The sequence below is a fragment of the Xanthomonas sp. 3498 genome (assembly GCF_014199795.1).
GTDB lineage: Bacteria > Pseudomonadota > Gammaproteobacteria > Xanthomonadales > Xanthomonadaceae > Xanthomonas_A > Xanthomonas_A rydalmerensis.
Map to the genome: position 1 here is coordinate 84,407 of NZ_JACHOH010000009.1, position 19,956 is coordinate 104,362.

The 19,956-nt window shown below is 68.6% G+C and carries 14 protein-coding genes; 7 read left to right on the forward strand and 7 right to left on the reverse strand.

All coding sequences use genetic code 11. The features are described from left to right. Window positions 1–88: 88 nt before the first annotated feature. From GGR66_RS20160 to GGR66_RS20175, 4 genes are all read right to left on the reverse strand, one after another. Window positions 89–1,180 (reverse strand): alpha/beta hydrolase fold domain-containing protein, encoded by a 1,092-nt coding sequence (locus GGR66_RS20160; protein WP_255421816.1) that lies wholly within the window; start codon window positions 1,178–1,180, stop codon window positions 89–91. 137 nt (window positions 1,181–1,317) lie between these two features. After that, window positions 1,318–2,133, reverse strand: coding sequence for an EcsC family protein (locus GGR66_RS20165; protein WP_184450229.1), 816 nt, complete (start codon window positions 2,131–2,133; stop codon window positions 1,318–1,320). A gap of 109 nt (window positions 2,134–2,242) precedes the next feature. Further along, entirely contained in the window at window positions 2,243–3,637 is a 1,395-nt protein-coding gene (locus tag GGR66_RS20170; RefSeq protein WP_184450231.1) for an MFS transporter, read from the reverse strand. Window positions 3,638–3,795: 158 nt separating this feature from the next. Beyond that, on the reverse strand, window positions 3,796–4,704 hold the full coding sequence (locus GGR66_RS20175; protein ID WP_184450284.1) for a DUF4424 family protein: 909 nt from the start codon (window positions 4,702–4,704) through the stop codon (window positions 3,796–3,798). A gap of 161 nt (window positions 4,705–4,865) precedes the next feature. On the opposite strand from GGR66_RS20175, the gene GGR66_RS20180 reads away from it, so the two are divergent. The 4 genes from GGR66_RS20180 to GGR66_RS20195 all read left to right on the forward strand — a co-directional run bounded on the left by GGR66_RS20180 (window position 4,866) and on the right by GGR66_RS20195 (window position 10,383). Continuing rightward, entirely contained in the window at window positions 4,866–6,689 is a 1,824-nt protein-coding gene (locus tag GGR66_RS20180) for a family 43 glycosylhydrolase (protein WP_184450233.1), read from the forward strand. 98 nt (window positions 6,690–6,787) lie between these two features. Then, a complete protein-coding gene (locus GGR66_RS20185) occupies window positions 6,788–7,351 on the forward strand; it encodes a DUF1311 domain-containing protein (protein ID WP_184450235.1) in 564 nt (187 codons plus the stop codon). A gap of 116 nt (window positions 7,352–7,467) precedes the next feature. Beyond that, a complete protein-coding gene (locus GGR66_RS20190; RefSeq protein WP_184450237.1) occupies window positions 7,468–8,628 on the forward strand; it encodes a lysozyme inhibitor LprI family protein in 1,161 nt (386 codons plus the stop codon). A 57-nt stretch (window positions 8,629–8,685) separates the two neighbouring features. Then, window positions 8,686–10,383, forward strand: a complete 1,698-nt coding sequence (locus GGR66_RS20195; RefSeq protein WP_184450239.1) for a peptidoglycan-binding protein — start codon at window positions 8,686–8,688, stop codon at window positions 10,381–10,383. Window positions 10,384–10,432: 49 nt separating this feature from the next. Here GGR66_RS20195 and GGR66_RS20200 read toward each other — a convergent pair whose 3' ends face one another. Beyond that, window positions 10,433–10,957, reverse strand: coding sequence for a hypothetical protein (locus GGR66_RS20200; protein WP_184450240.1), 525 nt, complete (start codon window positions 10,955–10,957; stop codon window positions 10,433–10,435). A 311-nt stretch (window positions 10,958–11,268) separates the two neighbouring features. Here GGR66_RS20200 and GGR66_RS20205 point away from each other — a divergent pair, with 311 nt between their 5' ends. Next, a complete protein-coding gene (locus GGR66_RS20205; protein WP_184450242.1) occupies window positions 11,269–12,609 on the forward strand; it encodes a glycosyl hydrolase family 28-related protein in 1,341 nt (446 codons plus the stop codon). Window positions 12,610–12,899: 290 nt separating this feature from the next. On the opposite strand, the gene GGR66_RS20210 is transcribed toward GGR66_RS20205, so the two are convergent. Further along, window positions 12,900–13,553, reverse strand: coding sequence for a hemolysin III family protein (locus GGR66_RS20210; protein WP_184450244.1), 654 nt, complete (start codon window positions 13,551–13,553; stop codon window positions 12,900–12,902). A 240-nt stretch (window positions 13,554–13,793) separates the two neighbouring features. Here GGR66_RS20210 and GGR66_RS20215 point away from each other — a divergent pair, with 240 nt between their 5' ends. Both GGR66_RS20215 and GGR66_RS20220 read left to right on the forward strand, forming a co-directional pair. Continuing rightward, the gene (locus tag GGR66_RS20215) at window positions 13,794–16,307 is read left to right on the forward strand and encodes a DEAD/DEAH box helicase (RefSeq protein WP_184450246.1); all 2,514 of its coding nucleotides are present in this window, start codon (window positions 13,794–13,796) and stop codon (window positions 16,305–16,307) included. After that, a complete protein-coding gene (locus GGR66_RS20220) occupies window positions 16,304–17,413 on the forward strand; it encodes a ribonuclease H-like domain-containing protein (RefSeq protein WP_184450248.1) in 1,110 nt (369 codons plus the stop codon). Before GGR66_RS20215 ends, GGR66_RS20220 begins: the two co-directional genes overlap by 4 nt. 505 nt (window positions 17,414–17,918) lie before the next feature. On the opposite strand, the gene GGR66_RS20225 is transcribed toward GGR66_RS20220, so the two are convergent. Beyond that, complete coding sequence (locus tag GGR66_RS20225) at window positions 17,919–19,955, reverse strand: M56 family metallopeptidase (protein WP_184450250.1); 2,037 nt, start codon at window positions 19,953–19,955, stop codon at window positions 17,919–17,921. Window position 19,956: the final 1 nt, after the last annotated feature.

Sequence of the window (19,956 nt, forward strand, 5' to 3'; positions counted from 1 at the left end):
GAACGGAGACGAAGGCGGCCGCAAGGCAGCGGCCGCCACTGTGCCACCGCCGCGCGACAACGGCCAGTCGCGGCGCGCAGTACGCCGGTCAGTCCTGCGCCGTTGCCGGCACCGCTGCCGGCAACGGCGGCAGGTCCAGGTGCCGGCGGAAGAAGCGCGCGATCACCCGCAGCGCCTGCTGGCTCTCCGGCAATGCGGTGTTCAGGTGGAAAGCGTGGCCCATGCCATCCCACACGTGCAGGTCGGCCTCACGACCCAGATCGACCAACCGTGTATGGGTGTAGGCGACATTGCTCAACTCCGCCGCGCGCGTGCCGGTGATGAACAGCAGCGGCGGGAACTGCGCCAGCACCGCATCGGAGAACACCGGCGACACCAGCGCATCGTGGAAGTCCACGCCTTCGCCGTAGTACAGGTCCTCCATGATCGGCAGCGCCCCCTGCGCGTCGGGCAACGGCGCGTCGTTCACCGCCGCCACCACGTAGCGCGAATCGCCGCGGTAGCGCGCGTCGCCGCCGGCGCAGAACATGCCCGCCGCCGCCGGCATCGGCAATTTCTCCTTGGCGAACCAGGCCAGCGACTCGCCGGTCAGCACGCCGCCGGCCGAGCAGCCGAACAGGCCGATGTGTTGCGACGCGTAGCGCTTGAGCGCGGCGCGGTAGACCGTGGCCACGTCTTCGCTGGCGGCAGGAAAGTGGTGTTCCGGGCCTTGCCGGTAGTCGACGCTGACCACGGTGACGCCGGTCATCGCCGCCACGGGAATCGCCTCCATCATCCCGAACGAGGCCGCGCTGCCCATCACGAAGCTGCCGCCGTGCAGTTCGATCAGCAGCCGCTGGCGCTGCGCCGGCGATGCATCGCGCGGCTGCACCAAGGTCACCGGCACGCCGTCCCAGGTAGTGCGCTGCAGCGTCACCCCATAGCGTTCGCGCAGCGGTTCCACCACGGTCTTCGCCCAGGCTTCCGTCTCGGCGCGGATGCGCGGCAGTTCGCGGCGCAGCGTGGCGTGGTCCATCTTCCCCAGCGGATCGCCGTGCGCCATGTCCTTGCGCGCAGCCGCCTGCGCCTGCGGGCTGAGGAAGGGCGACAATGGCAGATCGAACGCCGGCATGTGCCGCACCCCATCCTGCGGCGTGTCGGCCGCGGCCTGCAGCGCCGGCGGCAGCAGCCCCGCGATCAGCGCCAGCAGGCGCACTCCTTGCTTGTACTTCGCTCCGCTCACGTCCACCTGCCCTCCACGGCATCGATCGATCGCCGAGGATAGCGGGGCGGCGCGGGCGCGACTTTGCACGATCCCGCCGTTTCGCCGATGTGGCGCTATCTGCGTGCCGGCAAGGCCTCGTAGGCCTGGCGTACTGCCGCCTCGCCGTAGCGGCGCTCCAGCCGGCGCACGATGAAGTGGCCGCGCGCCATCGCCTGGAAGTGCGAGATGAACACCGTGTTGAGCAGCGCGCCGCTGGCCGCGCCGACCAGCGGCACTGCCTGTGCCGCCAGCTTCTCGCTGACCGTGACCGAGAACTTGGCGGCGATGCGCGACAGCAGCGACACCAGCACCGGCGCGCCCTTGCTGCCCAGGCCATGCGCGGCAATGTACTGCGCCGCGGCGCTGAGTTGTTGCGCCATCGCCGCGCGCACCGCGAAATAGCCCGATTCGCTGCCGTCGTCGCGTTGGCTGCGGCCGCCGTGCGCCAGCACCTCCAGGCAGGCCAGGGCGGTGGCCGGATCGTCCAGGCGCTCGCCTTCGGCGCGGGCGATGTCGGCGATCGAACGCAGCATCAAGGTGGTGGTCAGCGGCAGTTCCACCACCAGCCCGGGCAAGCCGAAGAAGCCGCCGGCGGCGCCGGTCGCCGCCACCGCGGCCCCGTGCAGGCGCGGCCGCGCCCGTTCCGGTGCCTGCGTCCGCAGGGTCAGCAGCGCCGAACGCAACGCCATTCGCAGCGCGCGCTGGCTGACCGCATCGATGCGCGAGGACAGCATCTTCGGCATGCGCTTGCTGATCAACGCCTCGATCGGCGCGCCCACCGCATTGGCGATCTTGGCCGCCAGGCCGGGGTGTTCCAGCAGCGCACGCGCCTGGGCCAGGTCGCGGTGGTCGGCAGCATCCATCACGGGGACGGGCAATAGCGAGGTCATGGCCGAAGCTCGTGGCGAAGGAGGCGACAGCATGCACCGGGCGGCGGCGGCATGGTGTCGAGGGCCGATGACCGCGGCAGGACATTCAGGAATCGGCGGAACATCCCCGCTAGATCCGCTCCAGCACGCGCTGGTGGGTGCGCGGCCCGAACCGGCCCACCACCGCGGCGGCCAGCAGCAGGCTGGCGGCAATGAAGCCCAGCACACCGCGGTGGCCGGTGCGGTCCAGCAGCATGCCGATCAGCAGACTGCTGGCGGCGGTGGACAAGCGGCTGAAGGAATAGCAGAAACCCACCGCGCGGGCGCGCAGCGCAGTGGGGAACAGCTCGGCCTGGTAGCCGTGGTAGGCGAAGCTCATCCAGGCATTGCAAAAGGTGACCGCCGCGCCGCAGGCGACCAGCAGCAGCGGCTGCTGCTGCCAGGCGAACAGCAGGCCGAACAGCACCGCACCCAGCGCCGATACCACCACCTGCCACTTGTTCTCCCAACGCTGCGTCACGCCCATCAGCAGCAGCGGCGCAAGCGGATACGCCAGCGAGATGGCGAAGGCGTAGCCGAGGCCGTGCACGCTGTCGGCGCCCTGCCGCGCCAGCAGCGCCGGCAGCCAGTTGCCGAAGCCGAAGAAACCGATCGCCTGGAAGATGTGGAAGCTCACCAGCATCGCCATGCGGGTCCGGTACGGGGCCTGCCACAGCGCGGACAGCTGCGGCGTCGGCACGGCCGGCACCGACGTCGACTCCGGCGCCGGCAACGGCTGCCCCAGGTCGGCGGCGCAGCGCGCCTCCAGTCGCTGCAGCACCGCGTCGGCCTCGGCATGCCGGCCCTGCGTGGCCAGCCAGCGCGGCGATTCCGGCAGGCGGCTGCGCAGCCACCACACCGCCAGCGCGAAGCCGCCGCTGAGCAGCGCCACCCAGCGCCAGCCGCTCAGCCCCAGCGGCGCATGCGGCACCAGCGCCCAGGCGCTCAACGCCACCGCCGGCACCGCCAGGAACTGCACGCAGAACGCCAGCGCGAACGCCGCCCCACGCATCTGCCGCGGCACCATTTCCGACAGGTAGGTGTCGATGGTGACCAATTCGATGCCCAGGCCGATGCCGACCACGCCGCGCCACAGGATCACCCCCAGCCCGCTGTGCTGCAGGCCCATCGCCACGGTGGCCGCGCTGTACCAGAGCAGGGCGAAGGAAAACACCGCGCGGCGCCCGAAACGATCGACCAGCGGGCTGAGCAGGCTCGCGCCGAGGAACAGGCCCAGGAACGTCGCCGAGGCGAACGCGGCCTGGTCGGCGATGCCGAACACACCGGCCGCGCCCTCGGCGAACAGGCCGTCGCGCAGCAGGCCGGGGCTGAGGTAGGCGGTCTGGAACAGGTCGTACAGTTCGAAGAAGCCGCCCAGCGCCAGCAGCGCGACCAGCCGCCACAGGGTTCGGGTGGGCGGCAGGCGTTCCAGGCGCGCCGCCACCAGGGCGACGGGATCGGAAGCGGCAACGGCGGCATCGCGCATGCGGGCAGGTCCTGGGGGAGGAAACGCGCCGGCGCATGCTGCCCGATCCGCGTGCACGCGCGCCACCGCGTCAGGCGAAAACTGCCGACCGCGCCGGATCCGCGTTCAGCCGGGTGTCGGCTTCGGCGCGGCCGGTCGCTGCGGGTGCCGGCAGCGCGTCAGCGCAGGAACAGGATGTCCAGGTCGCGCTCGGGCACGAAGTCGCGCTGGCGGAACTCGAAGGTCAGCGCATCGGTGCGCTGCAGTTCGCCGTCGAAGCACAGGCTGAGCAGGTCGCCGGGCGCGCGCTTCTTCAGGGTCAGGTGGAAGTCCTGGATCGGCCCCTTCCAGTTGGCGCCGGTGCGCAGCACGTAGCGCAGGTTGCCCCATGCCAGGCCGTCGGCGCCGGCGCGGCGGCGCATGCGCTGCTGCATGGCGGCGTCCAGGCAGGTGCTTTTGGCGTATTCGCCGATCAGGTCGCTGACCGGCATCGGCACGCCGGTGGCGACGCTGGGCACATAGCTGTGGCGGATCGCCACCGCGGCGCCTGCCGGGAAGCGCTGCTGCCAGACGAAGTACTCGCTGAGGGTGAAACGCGGCTGTCCGTCCGCATCGAGCCAGCGTGCCGGCAGCGGCTTGCGACCGGCCGGGAGGGTGCCGCTCTCGACGTACGCGGCCAGGTCGTCGGGCGTCCAGCCGCTGGCCGCCCACGCGCGCGAGATGTCGCTGGCGTCCAGCTTCGCCACCAGCTTGCGCTCGGTACGCACCGGCTTGCCGTCCACCCACAGCTTGAAGTCGGTGAGCGTGCTGTGGTCGGCCATGCCGAAGTACATCGGCGGCATCGGGAAGGCGATCGGCACCAGCAGGTCACGCGTGCTGGTGTTGGTGAACACGTAGTCCACCTGCACCCGATCCTCGCTGATGAACAGATCTTCCTTGCTCATGCGGATGTCCGGCTGGCGGATCAGCTCGATCGAACCATTGGCGTCGCCGATGCTGCTGTCGTTGGCGAAGGCGGCGGCGGCGGCGAACAGCAAGGGCGACAACAACAGGGGCAGCAGGCGGCGCGGCGAGAGGATGGCGGTCATGGGCATCGGGGGAATCGGCGAGAGACGGCGCCGCGGCCGCAGCGCGGCACCGGCGAGCGGGCAGGCGCCATGGTAACCGCGGCGGCATGGCCTGCTGCATCGCACCCCGCCACCGCCTTTGCTACGGTAGCCGGCGCCGCCACGGGGGGAAGGCCATCGCCATGTTCAGAGCATTCGCAGTGCTGGCGCTGCTGGCATCCGCCGGGCTGGCCGCGGCGCAGGCGCCGGGCACGCGCAGCTACGCCAACCCGATCGACCTGGACTACCGCTACAACTTCGAACAACTCAACGACGGCATCTCCTACCGCACCGGCGCCGACCCGGTGTTCGTGCGCTTCGGCGATGCTTACTACCTGTTCCAGACCCTGGCCGACGGCTACTGGCGCTCCAGCAACCTGCTTGACTGGCAGTTCGTCACGCCCAGCCGCTGGCCGTTCGAGAGCGTCGTCGCGCCGGCGGTGGTCGTCGACGGCGACCGCCTGGTGATCATGCAGTCGGCCTTCGAACCGCGCCCGCTGCTGCAGACCCGCGACCCGGCCAGCGGCACGCTCGACTTCCTGACCCGGCTGCTGCCCAAGCTGCCGCGCGCCCAGCCGATCGGCACCGAGATGAAGGGCCGCCCGCTCAGCGACGTGCCGCCCGGTCCCTGGGACCCGGACCTGTTCATCGACGACGACGGCCAGTGGTATCTGTACTGGGGTTCGTCGGACCGCTACCCGCTGTACGGCATCGCCATGGATCCCAGCGCGCAGGGATTCGCCTTCCGCGGCACGCCGACGCCGCTGCTTGCGCTGGATCCGGCGCAGCACGGCTGGGAGCGCTTCGGCCCCGACCACCGCGGCGCCCGTTTCCCCGACGGCAGCCCGATCGGCAGCTTCCTGGAAGGCGCGTGGATGACCAAGACCGGCGGCCGCTACTACCTGCAGTACGGCGCGCCGGGCAGCGAGTACAACGCCTACGCCAACGGCGTGTTCGTCGGCGAGCACCCGCTCGGCCCGTTCGTCTATGCGGCGTACAACCCGGTGGCGTACAAGCCCGGCGGTTTCATGCAGGGCGCCGGCCACGGTTCCACCTTCCAGGACGCGCACGCCAACTGGTGGAACAGCGGCACCGCCTGGATCGGCGCCAACTGGACCTTCGAACGGCGCATCGTGCTGTTCCCCGCCGCGTTCGCCGCCGATGGGCAGATGCGGGTGTCCACCCGCTTCGGCGATTTCCCGCATTGGATGCCGGAGGGGACGGTGGCCGACCCGGAGGCGCTGTTCACCGGCTGGATGCTGCTGTCCTACCGCAAACCGGCCACCGCCTCGTCCACCCTGGACGGCTTCGACGCCGACCGCGCTACCGACGAGGACCCGCGCAGCTACTGGGTGGCCGCGCGCAACGCGCCAGGCGAAACTCTCACCGTCGACCTGGGCGGGGAACGCAGCGTGCGCGCGGTACAGGTCAACTTCGCCGACTACCGCGCCGGCCGCTACGGCGATGCGCCGGACATCTACACCGCGTTCCGGCTGCAGCACTCGCGCGACGGCCGCCATTGGCTGCCGCTGGCCGAGGTCGGGGACGGCGCCGATCGCCGCGACCGGCCCAACGCCTACCTGCAGTTGCCCGCGCCGGTGCGCACCCGCTACATCCGCTACGTGCACGGCCACGTCGGCGCCGCGCACCTGGCGATCAGCGACCTGCGCGTGTTCGGCAACGCCGACGGCGCCCCGCCACCGGCGCCGACCGGCTTCGCCGTGCAGCGCGACGCCGACCGCCGCAACGCCCACGTGCGCTGGCAGGCGGTGCCCGGCGCCGTCGGCTACAACGTGCGCTGGGGCCTGCGCGCCGACCGCCTCACCCTCACCTACCAGGTGTTCGCCGACCGCGGTACCGACCTGGAGATCCGCGCGCTGAACCTGGACCAGGACTACGTGTTCGCGGTCGAAGCCTTCGACGAGCGCGGTGTCTCCCCGCTGAGCGCGCCCATCGCCGTGCCATGAAGCCATCACCGCCCTTCCCGTATGCTTGGCGCCACCTCGACCGCGCACCGGCGATGCGGCGCGCGGCAGGATCGGCTGCCGATCGAAGGAGAAGGACGATGCACCAGCACCAGGGAACCCAGGGCCCGCGCCGGCTGCGCGCGTGGCTGATCGCCGCGATGGTCGCCGGCGTGTGCGGCAACGCCGCTGCGCAGCAGACCGACCCGCGCGATGCGCAACTGCAGCAACAGCAGCGCCTGCTGCAGCAGCAGGCCGAGCAGATCCAGCAGATGCAACAGCAACTGCAGCAGATGCCGCCGCCCGGCACGGGCGCCGAGGGCGGCACCCCGGGCGATGGCCTGTCCGCCACCTACCACGACTGCCGCAAGCAGGCGCAGGGCCTGGACGAAAGCCGCCGCTGCATCCAGCGCGAACAGCGCGTGCAGCAGGAGCGCCTGGACCGCGCCTACGACAAGCTGCGCTACCGCCTCAGCGGCATGGACCGTTCCCGGTTGATGGATGCGCAATACACCTGGCAGCAGTCCAACGAACAGGCCGCAAACCTGGACCGGGCGCTCGGCGCACGCGGCCAGGAAGCGGCCCTGCAAAGCGCCGAAGCCACCCTGCGCCGGATCAGCTCCCGCGCCGACGAACTGGAAGGCTATACGCGCGGCGGGCGTTGAGGGCGCTACAGGGCGGGAAGCTATCGGACGATACGCGACAAGAGCGATGCTCTGGCGATTGTCCGAGGGGCCAGGACACTGCTAAGTTTTTTCCAAAGCGTTGCACGGAGGCCGGCATGGGACAACGGGACCAGATTCGCAAGCGGAGCGCGCTGGCACAACTGCCGCACCCTGGCCTCTCCTCAGCGCTCCGATGGGCAGGTGCACGCCGGTTGGCCGCACTTTGCCTTGGCGCCCTGTCCGCTGTGGGGTTGAGTACCTCGGTCGCGGCGGCGCCTCCCCTGCCATCGGGTGCGGACTTGCTGGCAATGCGAAGCGACGCGCTGCGTCCGACATATTCGCAGTGCCTCTCCAAAGCGACACAGCAAAGCGCAGAGGAACGCTGTGTCGACGAGGAATTTGCCTATCAGGACAGTGAGTTGAATCGGGTTTATCGCGCTCGAATTGCAGGCCTGCCTTCCGCAAAAGAGCGGGCAGCGTTGCAAGGCGCGCAGCGCCAGTGGATCGCGCAGATCTACCAGGACCGTTGCAAGCTGACGGATCAGGCGAGCCCGGCGATGCGCCTGGATGCGAAGCAGTGCAGATTGGCCACGACGATCAGTCGCCTGCGCCAACTGAACGATCCGCGGTTCGTCGCGTCGATCAGTGCCGCCAAACCGATGACGCCTTCGCTCGATGCAAACTCAGCGGCGAAGGTATTCACTGCCGCTGGACTGCCGGATGCGGCAGGACAGGTTACTTTTCCACTGGGAGATCTAAGCCTGCAGGTCGCAGACGCGCATTGCCGCGACACAGGCGGGCTGCTACTGCGCTGCGCGCCGGCGACGGTCGTAGTGCAACACCCGGCGGGCAGGCAGTCCATCCCCGTCCCGTCGCTGGTCTTTCTGAACAAGACAACGGATCAGCAGGAGTATGTCGCCGCCTATCGCGGCGCCCTCGCCCAACAGGGCGAAGAAAGTGAGGGCCTGCGCTATACCGCGATCGTCTCGGACATCAATGGCGATGGCAACGACGATCTGCTGTTGTGGACCGACTTTTCCGGCCGCCTCGGCGCGCCTGCCTATACCTATTATCTATTCGATCCAAAGACCAGGCGCTTTGTGAAGAGCGAGAAGCTCGCGCAGGCGACACGCGACCTCACACTCTCCGGCATCAACGGCACGACCCTGCAGCTATGGTCGGAAGAAGGACAATGCAAGCGCACCATGGTGACGCTTGCACTGCGTGGAACGACACCGACGCGGCATTCGAGCAAGACCATCGATTTCTGCAAATAGCTAAGTCACCACGGCGGGTGCCTCCCGCCTGCGCTGCACAGAGAGAAAGGACCTCCCATGAGCGACGGATACGGCAAGCAAAACGCGGGATTCGGGCTGACACGCGACCAGTCGGTCGATCTGATCGTCCGTAGCTGCCTGGATCACGGTGTCACCGACACACGGCAGATCGCGTATGTATTGGCGACAGCACAGCACGAATCCAAAGACTTCCAGGCACCTGAAGAGGATTGGGGACGAAAGCAGGCCGTGACGCTGTCCTATCACGGTGGCGAAGCCTATTACGGCCGCGGCTATGCGCATCTCACCCATGTCGAGTTGTACGAAAAGCTCGGTGAGAAGGCCGGGCTGGGTCGCGAACTCGTGCAATCGCCAGGCCGGGCGGCAGAACCCGCCATTGCGACGAAGATTCTGGTTGCCGGCATGCGCGATGGCGACTTCGTCCAGGGACAAACGCTAGCCGCCCATATCAACGCAGACAAGCAGGACTATGCCGGGGCGCGCGCGATCATCAATCCCAGGGACGCTGCAAGCGTGCAAACCATCGCCGGCTACGCGCGTACCTGGGAAACATCGGTACCTGCATTGGTAGAGCGCATCCAACGCGAAGGTGTGACGCCCGTACAACCACCGGCTGCATCCAATGCGCCGGCGTCTGTCGGCAAGGGCGATGCGAATCAAACCGTATTCGAAGCACAGCAGTATCTGGCCGCGTTGGGAATGACCGATGGCAAAGGCAAGGCCATCTCACCTGATGGCGATTTTGGTGCCGGTACCGAACAGGCGGTCAAGCAGTATGAGCGCAGCAAAGGCGTCGCAGAGCCGACCGGCCGCGTCGATGCCGCCATGCTGGCCGAGCTGCGCGCCGATACATTGCAGGCGCAGCCACAATTCAAGCGCCAGTCGATGACGGACCTGTATGGCCCATTGAAGGACGGAGAGCTCCGCCGAGGCGAGAAGGGCGAACCCGTCTATGAGCTGCGCCGGCAGTTGCAAGGCTTGGGCTACATCCACAATGCGCCTCCGAACTGGAACGGCGACCGCCTCTACGACGAGCACATGGAAGCCGGCGTCCGTGCGTTCCAGAAGGCCAACGGCCTGCAGGAGACCGGCCGCGCCGATACGGAGACGCGGCAACAATTGAATGCGTTCGCGGTGAGCCAGCATCTAGCGCCGACAACGGAATTCGACCGTCGGGAAAACTGGCCTCCGCAACCGCCGCCGTATACCAGGGACGAGTACCAGACCCGCCAGCAGGCACCAGCGCAGCCCGCTCCACCAGCGCCCGCGGCGCCGGAGCCATCACCCGATCGTCGGCAAGGCCAGGCACCGGCGCCAGCAGCACCCGGGGCCATGCACAGCTCGCTGTATCAGGACTGCTCCAAGGGCGTCGACGCGCTGGACCGGCAACTGGGCCGCGCATCCGACATGGCGAGCGCGTGCATGAAGGCCAGCCTGACCGAGCTGGCCACACGCAACGGCCTTTCACGAGTCGACCATGTGCTGCTCAGCGAACGCGGCCGCCAGGCCGAACCGGGCCAGTACGTCTTCGTCGTCGAAGGCGATCCACGCAATCCCGCCAGCTTGCGCGCACACATGCCGACCGATCAGGCGATCAATACGCCAGTGGAAGTGTCCTTCGGCGCCTTGGCGCAGTCGGAGCAGCAACGCCAAGCCAGCCTGCAAGCACAGGTCGCCATGGAGCAACAGCGCGACGCACAGACACGCGAGGCCAATAGCAGAAGCATGGGATGACGCAGTCCTTGCCGATGGCGTCCGAACCCTGGGCTAGCTAGCGACGCGCTCACTCCCCCGCCGCGCAGCCCCCGCCCTGCTCCGCGCACACCTTCATGGCGCGTTGCAGCTCGGCCTCGCTCAGCTGCGGTGGCGGCCGCGCGACGGCGGCCTGGACCTGGTCGGGGCCGCCGGTCAGCGCGTGCAAGCCCTTGGCCGCCTTGCCGGCCAGGTAGTAGACGCCGAGCGCGATGTAGCCGCCGCTCTGGCTGACCTGTTCCACCGAGGGCGGCGGCCGCCAGTCCTTGTCGAAGCGGTTGGGCGGAGGCGACACCGGATTCTTGAAGCGGTACAGATCCAGCGGCTCGCCCTCGTCCGGTGGCAGCGCGCGCACTTCGCCCAGGGTCTGGATGTCGGGCTGTGCGACGGCATCGGACGCGGGCGGTGCGGCGACCGAGGGCGGCGGCGCTGCGGACGCCTGCTCGGCAGGCGGCGTCTGTTGCGCCTGCGCCTGCATGCACGCCGCCAGTAGCGCGACGGCCAGCACCGTGCGCAGGCGCCGGCCGATCGGATCCGCTGTGTCGATGCTGTCCATGGCGCCCGAGCTTACGGACGCGGCGCGTTCATCTCTAGCGCATCGGCGTCGTCGTTCACGTCGGCGACAGCGGCCGCAGGCGTACGGCGAGCCTTCCCGCTGATGCTGGCGCGAGCCTCCTGTATCGCCCCGCACTTCTACCCATCGTCTCTTCGGCCGGCCGCTGTGATTCCCCCGATGAAGATGTGGTCACGCATACGCGCCACGATGACCCGAGTTTCGTATGCCCCGAATTTTCGCAACTGGTGAGAAAGCGCAATGCAATGCTTTAGTTGCGCCTCACTTATGAAACCAAACAAACGGAGATCCCTATGTCTGACGACACGCTTCGAGCCGATCTTGCGAATCCCGACCAAGGCGCGGGCTTGGTGGCCTTCAAACAGCCGGCATCTGGAGCGGTGCCCAGAACTGTGGCAACGAAGTTACATGAACAAGTGACGGTTAAGGACTTTGGAGCTGTTGGAGACGGCGTGGCCGACGACACCGCAGCAGTACAGTCCGCGGTGAACTACATCGCGACAAATGGCGGCAATCTGTTGTTCCCGCGCGGCACTTACCTCATGACTAGCGGAATAAACATCAATGCCGCCACCAAAGCATTCAATCTGTGTGGCGAGACCATCTGCGCGCAGACCGATGACGGAGCCGGCATCACGACACAGCTACTGTTCGCTGTAGCAGATGGCGTGCACGCGATCAACATCCACAATACGACTCCCGCACTCACTCGCTGCGTATCCATCTCCAATCTTCACATCTTGCGATCAACTCAGGAATCCAAGGGCGGCGGCGGCGTCGGTTTATATCTGCAGGGCGTCTTCGAGAGCTACTTCCAGAACATCACAGTAAGCAAATTCGATCGTTGCCTGCGCACTGCCGAGTTGAATTTTGGATCGGGCAACTATCAACCCACTATTCATGCGCTATTTCATCACTGCAATTTTCGTGATGGCTCCACCGAGAACATTCTTCTCGATGGATTCAGCACCATCAAGTTTGACATGTGCAACATCATCGGCGCCATCAATGGGCAAGACAGTCTCATCACGATCACACGCTCCGGCACTTTCTCGGATAGCGCATGGTTTAACAACTGCGTTATCATCAGCATCGCATCCACGCCGCCACCGCGGCTGGTTTTCGTGGCTGGCGGCTTCTTTCATCAATTTGATGGCTGTGCTCTGGAGCAAGGCACAAACTGCTTCGACCTGGCGATCGTTGCCGTTAGCTATTCGCCCACTCTGATCAACATCATGGTGAACAACTGCCATTTCAACGGACATCGCACATCTGTGTTGAACTGCATTCTCCCGGCGCGGGTGATGTTTAGCCACAACCGAGTGGATGGGTCAAGCCAGACCAATGGAAATCTGCTGCAGATGGTAGCCACGTCCGTCGTTGACATGGAGTGCATCATTGACGGAAATGACATCTCTTTTGCCACTGGCTTCGGCGTTTATGCAAACAATATTCGCGGCATGCAAGTAGCGAACAACCGCTTCAGATCGACGGCTGGAAACGGCACCGCCGTCTATCTGGAATCGTCTACAGCCGGATGCGTGGTGACGGGGAATTCGATCAAGACTGCAGGCACTGCCACGCAAAACTTTGCGGGTTCCGCCAATGTCAGCTTGAACAACATTTCCTATTGAAGAACAGCCAAGCAAGATAGCGATCCAGCGGCAACCCGTACGCTTGATCGCGGAGTTGGGTGCTTTGATGCGGCAGCGTGGTGGTAGCCGGAAACTTACTTTGGATGCGCCTGCACGATGGCACCCAGCAGCACCACAGCGATCACCAAACGCAGGACGAGATCGGTCCTTTCCTGTGCGTGGCCATGGGAGAGGCCGAGATTGCGATCAGCATTTGAATGTCACCCTTGCTGCGGCAGCCATCCGGATGCAGATATCGAAAGGTCCACAGGCGCACGAAGCCATGCCACTTACAGCGGGCGCAGGCACAACCAGATCGCACACCAGTGTGCGAGCGCGCCGCCGAGCACGTGCGCATGCCAGATTGCGCGGTTGTAGAGCATCGACTTGCGCACGTAGAACGCCACGCCCACCGTGTAGATCGCGCCGCCGGCGGCGATCAGCCACAGCACTGGCGTGTCCAGCCCGGCCACGATCGGCTTGACCGCGACCATCCCCGCCCACCCCAGCAGCAGGTAGATCGCCACCCAGAAGCCCTTGGCGATGCCTGGCAGGAACAGCTTGGCGAACACGCCGAACAAGGCCACGCCCCACACCGCCAGGGTCATCGACCAGACCCAGGCGCCGGACAGCGCCAGCACGAAGAACGGCGTGTAGGAGCCGGCGATCATCACGAAGATGCCGGCATGGTCGAGCTTGCGCAGCACCGGCTGGCGCTGCGGTGGGGCGAAGTTATACGCCGCCGAGCACGCGAACATGGTCAGCAGCCCCAGCGCGTAGACGCAGGTGGCGGCGATCAGCGCGTCGTTGGCATGCGCGCGCCAGACCAGCAGCGCGCCGCCGACCACGGCCAGCAGCAGGCCGGCGGCATGCACGAGCAGGTCGGCGCGGCGGGCGGCAGCGGTGCGGTAGTGCGGGGGAATCGGGGAAACGGACACGGGCAAGGGAAGTAGACGGCAGGAGCCGCCGTTGCCGGGGGGACGACAGGATACCTGTCGATGGCGACAACGCGCGTCACACGACGGCAGCGTCGTTGCCGTATGGCGCGTCAGCGATCGGGTAAACGGCACACACGCAAGCCTGCCGCCTGAATCCGCTCAGCCTGCCTTCCTCGCCTCGGCGCGCCCCGTCTCATACCCTGAGACGCGATTCCGCTTCCCTGTTCCGCTTTGAGAGCCGTGCCGATGCCCGCCCACGCCCTAGCCCCGCGCACCGAGGACGCCGAGCGCGCCCTGTCCACCACCGACGGGATGCCCTCGCGCGATGGCGCCCTGCTCAGCGCGCGGCTGGAGCGCCGCTACCACGACCGCATCACCGGCAGCTTCACCATCCCCGGCCAGGCCGGCCGCTACGCGCCGATCCCGGACGACGTGCCGCCAGCGCTGGCCGCCGCGCTGCGCGAACGCGGCATCGCGCAGCTGTACAGCCACCAGGCGCAGGCCTGGGACGCGGCGCAGCGCGGCGAGCACGTAGCCATCGTCACCCCCACCGCGTCTGGCAAGTCGCTGTGCTACACGCTGCCGGTGGTGGCCGCGGCGATGACCGCGCAGGCCAAGGCGCTGTACCTGTTCCCGACCAAGGCGCTGGCGCAGGACCAGGTGGCCGAGCTGCTGGACCTCAACCGCGCCGGCGACCTGGGGGTGAAGGCCTTCACCTTCGACGGCGATACCCCCGGCGATGCGCGCCAGGCGATCCGCCTGCACGGCGACATCGTGGTCAGCAACCCGGACATGCTGCACCAGGCGATCCTGCCGCATCACACCAAGTGGGCGCAGTTCTTCGAGAACCTGCGCTATGTGGTGATCGACGAGATCCACACCTACCGCGGCGTGTTCGGCAGCCACGTCGCCAACGTGCTGCGCCGGCTCAAGCGCATCTGCGCGTTCTATGGCGTCACGCCGCAGTTCATCCTGTGCTCGGCCACCATCGGCAACCCGCGCGCGCATGCCGAGGCGCTGATCGAGCAGCGCGTACACGCCATCACCGACTCCGGCGCGCCCAGCGGCGACAAGCACGTGCTGCTGTGGAACCCGCCGGTGGTCAACGCCGACCTGGGCCTGCGCGCCTCGGCGCGCTCGCAGAGCAATCGCATCGCGCGCATCGCGATCAAGTCCGGGCTCAAGACCCTGGTGTTCGCGCAGACCCGGCTGATGGTGGAGGTGCTGACCAAGTATCTGAAGGACATCTTCGACCACGACCCGCGCAAGCCGCCACGCATCCGCGCCTATCGCGGCGGCTACCTGCCCAGCGAGCGCCGCGAGGCCGAGCGGGCGATGCGCGCCGGCAGCATCGACGGCATCGTCTCCACTTCGGCGCTGGAGCTGGGCGTGGACATCGGCGCGCTGGACGTGGTGGTGCTCAACGGCTACCCCGGCAGCGTCGCCGCCACCTGGCAGCGCTTCGGCCGCGCCGGGCGCCGCCAGCAGCCGGCGCTGGGCGTGCTGGTGGCCAGTTCGCAGCCGCTGGACCAGTACGTGGTGCGGCACCCGGACTTCTTCGCCGACGCCTCGCCCGAACACGCCCGCATCGCCCCGGACCAGCCGCTGATCCTGTTCGACCACATCCGCTGCGCCGCGTTCGAACTGACCTTCGTCGCCGGCGAGGCGTTCGGGCCGGTGGACCCGGCGGTGTTCCTGGAGGCGCTGGCCGAGAGCGAGGTGGTGCACCAGGAAGGCGACCGCTGGGAATGGATCGCCGACAGCTATCCGGCCAACGCGGTGAGCCTGCGCTCGGTCGCCGACGGCAACTTCGTGGTGGTGGACAAGACCGACGGCAAGCAGCAGATCATCGCCGAGGTGGACTATTCCGCTGCCGCGCTGACCCTGTACGAAGGCGCCATCCACATGGTGCAGAGCACGCCGTACCAGGTGGAGAAGCTGGACTGGGAAGGACGCAAGGCCTACGTCACCCGCACCCACGTCGACTACTACACCGACAGCATCGACTTCACCAAGCTCAAGGTGCTGGACCGCTTCGACGGCGGCGCGGCCGGCCGCGGCGACGCGCACCACGGCGAGGTGCACGTGGTGCGGCGCGTGGCCGGCTACAAGAAGATCCGCTACTACACCCACGAGAACATCGGCTACGGCCCGGTCAACCTGCCCGACCAGGAACTGCACACCACCGCGGTGTGGTGGCAGCTGCCGCAGGCCACGCTGCTCAAGGCGTTCGGCAGCAAGCAGGACGCGCTGGACGGCTTCCTCGGCGCCGCCTACGCCCTGCACGTGGTGGCCACGGTGGCGGTGATGGCCGATGCGCGCGACCTGCAGCAGGCGGTGGGCGACGGCGACGGCGCCTGGTTCGCGGTAGCCGACGCCAAGGGCCGCGGCCAGCTGCGCGGCGGCGACACCGGCGAGCCGGCCAGCATCGAACTGCAGCAGTTCGTACCCACCGTGTACCTGTACGACAACTTCCCCGGCGGCGTCGGCCTGAGCGAGCCGTTGTGGCGGCGCCAGGCCGAGCTGGTGCAGCGCGCGCGCGAACTGGTGCAGGGCTGCGACTGCGTCGCAGGCTGCCCGGCCTGCGTCGGCCCGGTGCTGGCGGCGCAGGAAGCCAGCGCGACCACGCCCCGGGCGCTGGCGCTGCGCGTGCTGCGCTTGCTGCTCGACGGGCAGGACGACGCGGCGCTGGACGCGCACGGCGCGACCACGATCGCCGCCGATGCCGATGCCGACGCGCTGCCGGAGTGGAGCGCATGAGTATCAGCCTGGAGCGCCTGCGCGCACTGCGTCGGCAGGCCGGCGACGCCAGCGCGGAGCGGACGCCGGCGTCCGCTGGCAACCGCACCGTGGCGGACGCGGCTCCTGCGTCGCGCGCGGGCGCTGCCGCGGCGACGCCCATGCACGTGTCGCGGCAATCATCGGCGGCGACGCGCGACGACGTATCGCGTCCGACTGCACCGCCAACCGCACGCACGCAACCGGCTTCCCCGCGCAGCGGCGGCACCGATACTGCAGTGGCGCCGCCCATCGCCATCGCCCCGTTCGATCGCGGTGGCACCGATGTGTCCGCACTGCGGCGTCTGCTCGGCCTGCGCGAGCGTGCCGTCGCGCCCGCCGCGGCTGCGGGCGGACGCAGGCCGGCGACGGCGCCGGACCGGCATCTGCCCGGGGTGGAGATCGCGCCCGGCCTGCACCTGATCGAGGCGTTCCTGCCGCAGCCGATTCCCGCGACGTCGCTATCGCTCGCCTTCGCCCGGCGCGAGGATGCGGTGGCGCCGACCGACCTGCTGTTCTTCGATACCGAGACCACCGGCCTGGCTGGCGGCACCGGCACCCGCGCCTTCATGATCGGTGCGGCCGACTGGACCGTGCACCCGGCCGATGGCCCGGGCCTGCGCATCCGCCAGTTGCTGATGGCCACGATGGGCGCGGAGAAGGCGATGCTGGAAGCGTTCCGCGCCTGGCTGCGGCCGGGCACGGTGCTGTCCAGCTACAACGGCCGCTGCTACGACGCGCCGCTGCTGAAGACGCGTTACCGGCTGGCGCGCTGCGCCGATCCGCTGTCGGCGCTGGACCACGTGGACCTGCTGCATCCCACCCGCCGCCGCTACCGCGGCACCTGGGAGAACTGCAAGCTCGCCACCATCGAGCGGCAGTTGCTGCGGGTGGTGCGCGAGGACGACCTGCCGGGATCCGAGGCCCCGGCGGCGTGGCTGGGCTACCTGCGCGGCGGCAATGCACGCAACCTGCGCCGCGTCGCCGCGCACAACCATCAGGACGTGGTCACGCTGGCGCTGCTGCTGCAGCGCCTGGTCGCCGCCGAGGCCGAAGAACGCGCGCTGGCGGCGGCTGCGTCGGTGTAGTCGCTGGGCACTCGGGTGGTGCCTTGCCGACCTAATGATGCTGCATCGCGCGAGCATAGCGCGCTGATGCAGACGACATGCTGCGAACGCGGCATGGAGATTTGCAAGGGCGATGCATCCAGGGGCGCGACCGGTGCGAAATGACGTCAGAAGCGTCAAGTCATGTTGGCAAGCACGCGTGTAAGAGCGGCTTCAGCCGCGACAGCTTTACCGGTAACGCCCGTCGCGGCTGAAGCCGCTCCTACGACAGCGGATCGCGCATGGCGCGTTCCGAAAATCCGCGACCTCATCAACGCGCGACGCGCAGTCTGTGGCCTGTCGATGGCGTGCTGCAGCGTTTGCCGCCCTGAAATGCCCCAAGTCGCGACGACCGGTAAAGTCCGTCGCAGCTGAAGTTGCTCCCACACTGCCTGCCTAGTGTCACGGCGGACTGCGCGTGGTTAGAGACGGCGCAACGTCAACGCAAGAGCACGCCGCGTGCGCCAGGCGCGCGGCGTGCGCCGGATCACTCCAGCCGCTGCGCGCTGCCCGCGGCGATGGCGGCGTCGAGCAGGCGGTCGACTTCGCGATCGGCCTGGGCGCTCAATTCGCCCTGGCGCGCGCCCAGTTCTCCCTGCTGCCGGCCCAGCACGGCCTGCTGTTCGCCGAGCGCGCGCATCTTCGCCGACAGCGCGTCCTGGCGCTTGGCAAGTTCCGCCTGGGCATGCCCCTGCGCCTTGGCAGCGATGGCGTCCATGTCGATGCGCTCCAGCGCCCGCGCCGCGGCTTCCTGCGCCAGCTTGCCTTGTTCCCGACCCAACTCGCCCTGCTCGCGGCCCAATGCGCCCTGGCGCTTGCCGAGTTCGCCCTGCTGCGCGCCTAGCTTGCCCATCGGCTCGAACAGCGCATCGAAGCGGGCCAACAATGCAGGATCGTGCACTACATAGCGCTTGTCGCCGCGCCGGAACCACAGGCCATCGCCTTGGGTCTCGCGCTTCATGGCGGCGAGATCGTCGCTGCTGCCGCTCATCGTCGAATGGCTGCCCTTGACCCGGACATACGACTGTTCGAGCCGGCCGTTGCGGCTCTTCTGTACCGACCGCGTGCTGATCCGCGAACCGATGGCTGGCGGGGCGGCTGGGACGGCCGGTGCCGGCGGCGCAAGCGGCGCGACCGGCGCCGACGCACGGCGCGACGGCGTCGCAGAGGTGGCGGGGGCGGCGGGGGTTGTCGTACGCGGCGGCAGCGGCGCACCGGGCACGTTGGCGGCACGGGCGGCGGCGCCGTCATCCATGGCCGTGTCGTTGTCCGTGCCGGCCGCATCGGTGGCGTCGGCCGCCTTCTCCGCTGCCTCGGCGGCCGCATCTGCAGCGGCCTCGGCTGCGTCGGCGGCCGCCTCGGCTGCGGCGTCGGCCTCGGCGGCGGTCGGCGCCGCTGCACGGGCGACACCCGACTTGCTGGCAGGCGCGACGGCATGGCCGGGCTGGGCCACCAGGCGCAGCGGCGTCACGCCGAGCACGGTCACCGCGGTCAGGATCAGGGCCGCGCCCAGGCGCGGAAAAGCGGACGTGGTCTGCAGCATCAGCAATCTCCGTTTCAGGCTCAGGAAGGTCGGCGACGCGCTGGCCAGGCCGGCGCTGGGTCGCGGCGCCACGCCCAGCTGCACCAGCAGCCGCGCGTAGTCGTGACGGCAATGGCGGTGGCCGGCGACCACGGCCGCATCGCAGGCCGCTTCGCGGGCCAGGGCGTACTCGCGGTTGGCCAGGTGCACCAGCGGATGGAAGAAGAACAGGTGTTGCGCCAGCGCCGGCAGCAGCCCCCACCACAGATCGCGACGCTGCAGGTGCACCAGCTCATGGGTCAGCGCCATGTCCAGATCGTCGGCGCGTAGGCTGGCCATGCGCCGCGCCGGCAGCAACAGCACCGGCCGCCACGGCCCGATCAGCTGCGGCGAATCGGTGTGCGCACACAGCCGCAGCTGCGGTGGCTGGCGCAGGCCGTGCGCCTCGGCCGCCAGGCGCAGCGCGCCGAGCAGGGCGGTGTCGGTGCACGGTGCCGCCTCGCGTGCACGCTGGCGGCTGCGTCGGTAGGCCAGGACGCTGTGCGCGGCGCAGACCAGCACGCCGGCCAGCCATAGCGCCACCAGCGCCTGCGGCCACGGCAAGGCGGCCACTGATGCCGTTGACGGCGGGGCGGTGATCGCCGCCGCGGTCACGGCAGTCGCGTTGACATTGACCTGCATCGGCGCCTGCGCCGATGCAGGCACAGGCGGGGTCGCAGGACGTGCCGGCGTCACGGGCACTGTGGCGGCCACCGGTGCTGCCGCCACCGGCGCAGGCGCGGCCGGCAACACCGGCAGCTGCACCGCACCGGCCCACAACAGGCCCAGCACGCTCTGCGCGGCGACCAGCCACCACAGCCGGCAGCGCGTGGCCGCCGGCAGGGTCGGCAGCCAGCGGCACAGCGCCCAGATCAGCGCGACCAGCACCACCGTCTGCACGCTCGTCGCCAACAAGCGCGACAACAGGCTCTCGAACACGTCCGTCCCCAACAGGCTGTGCATG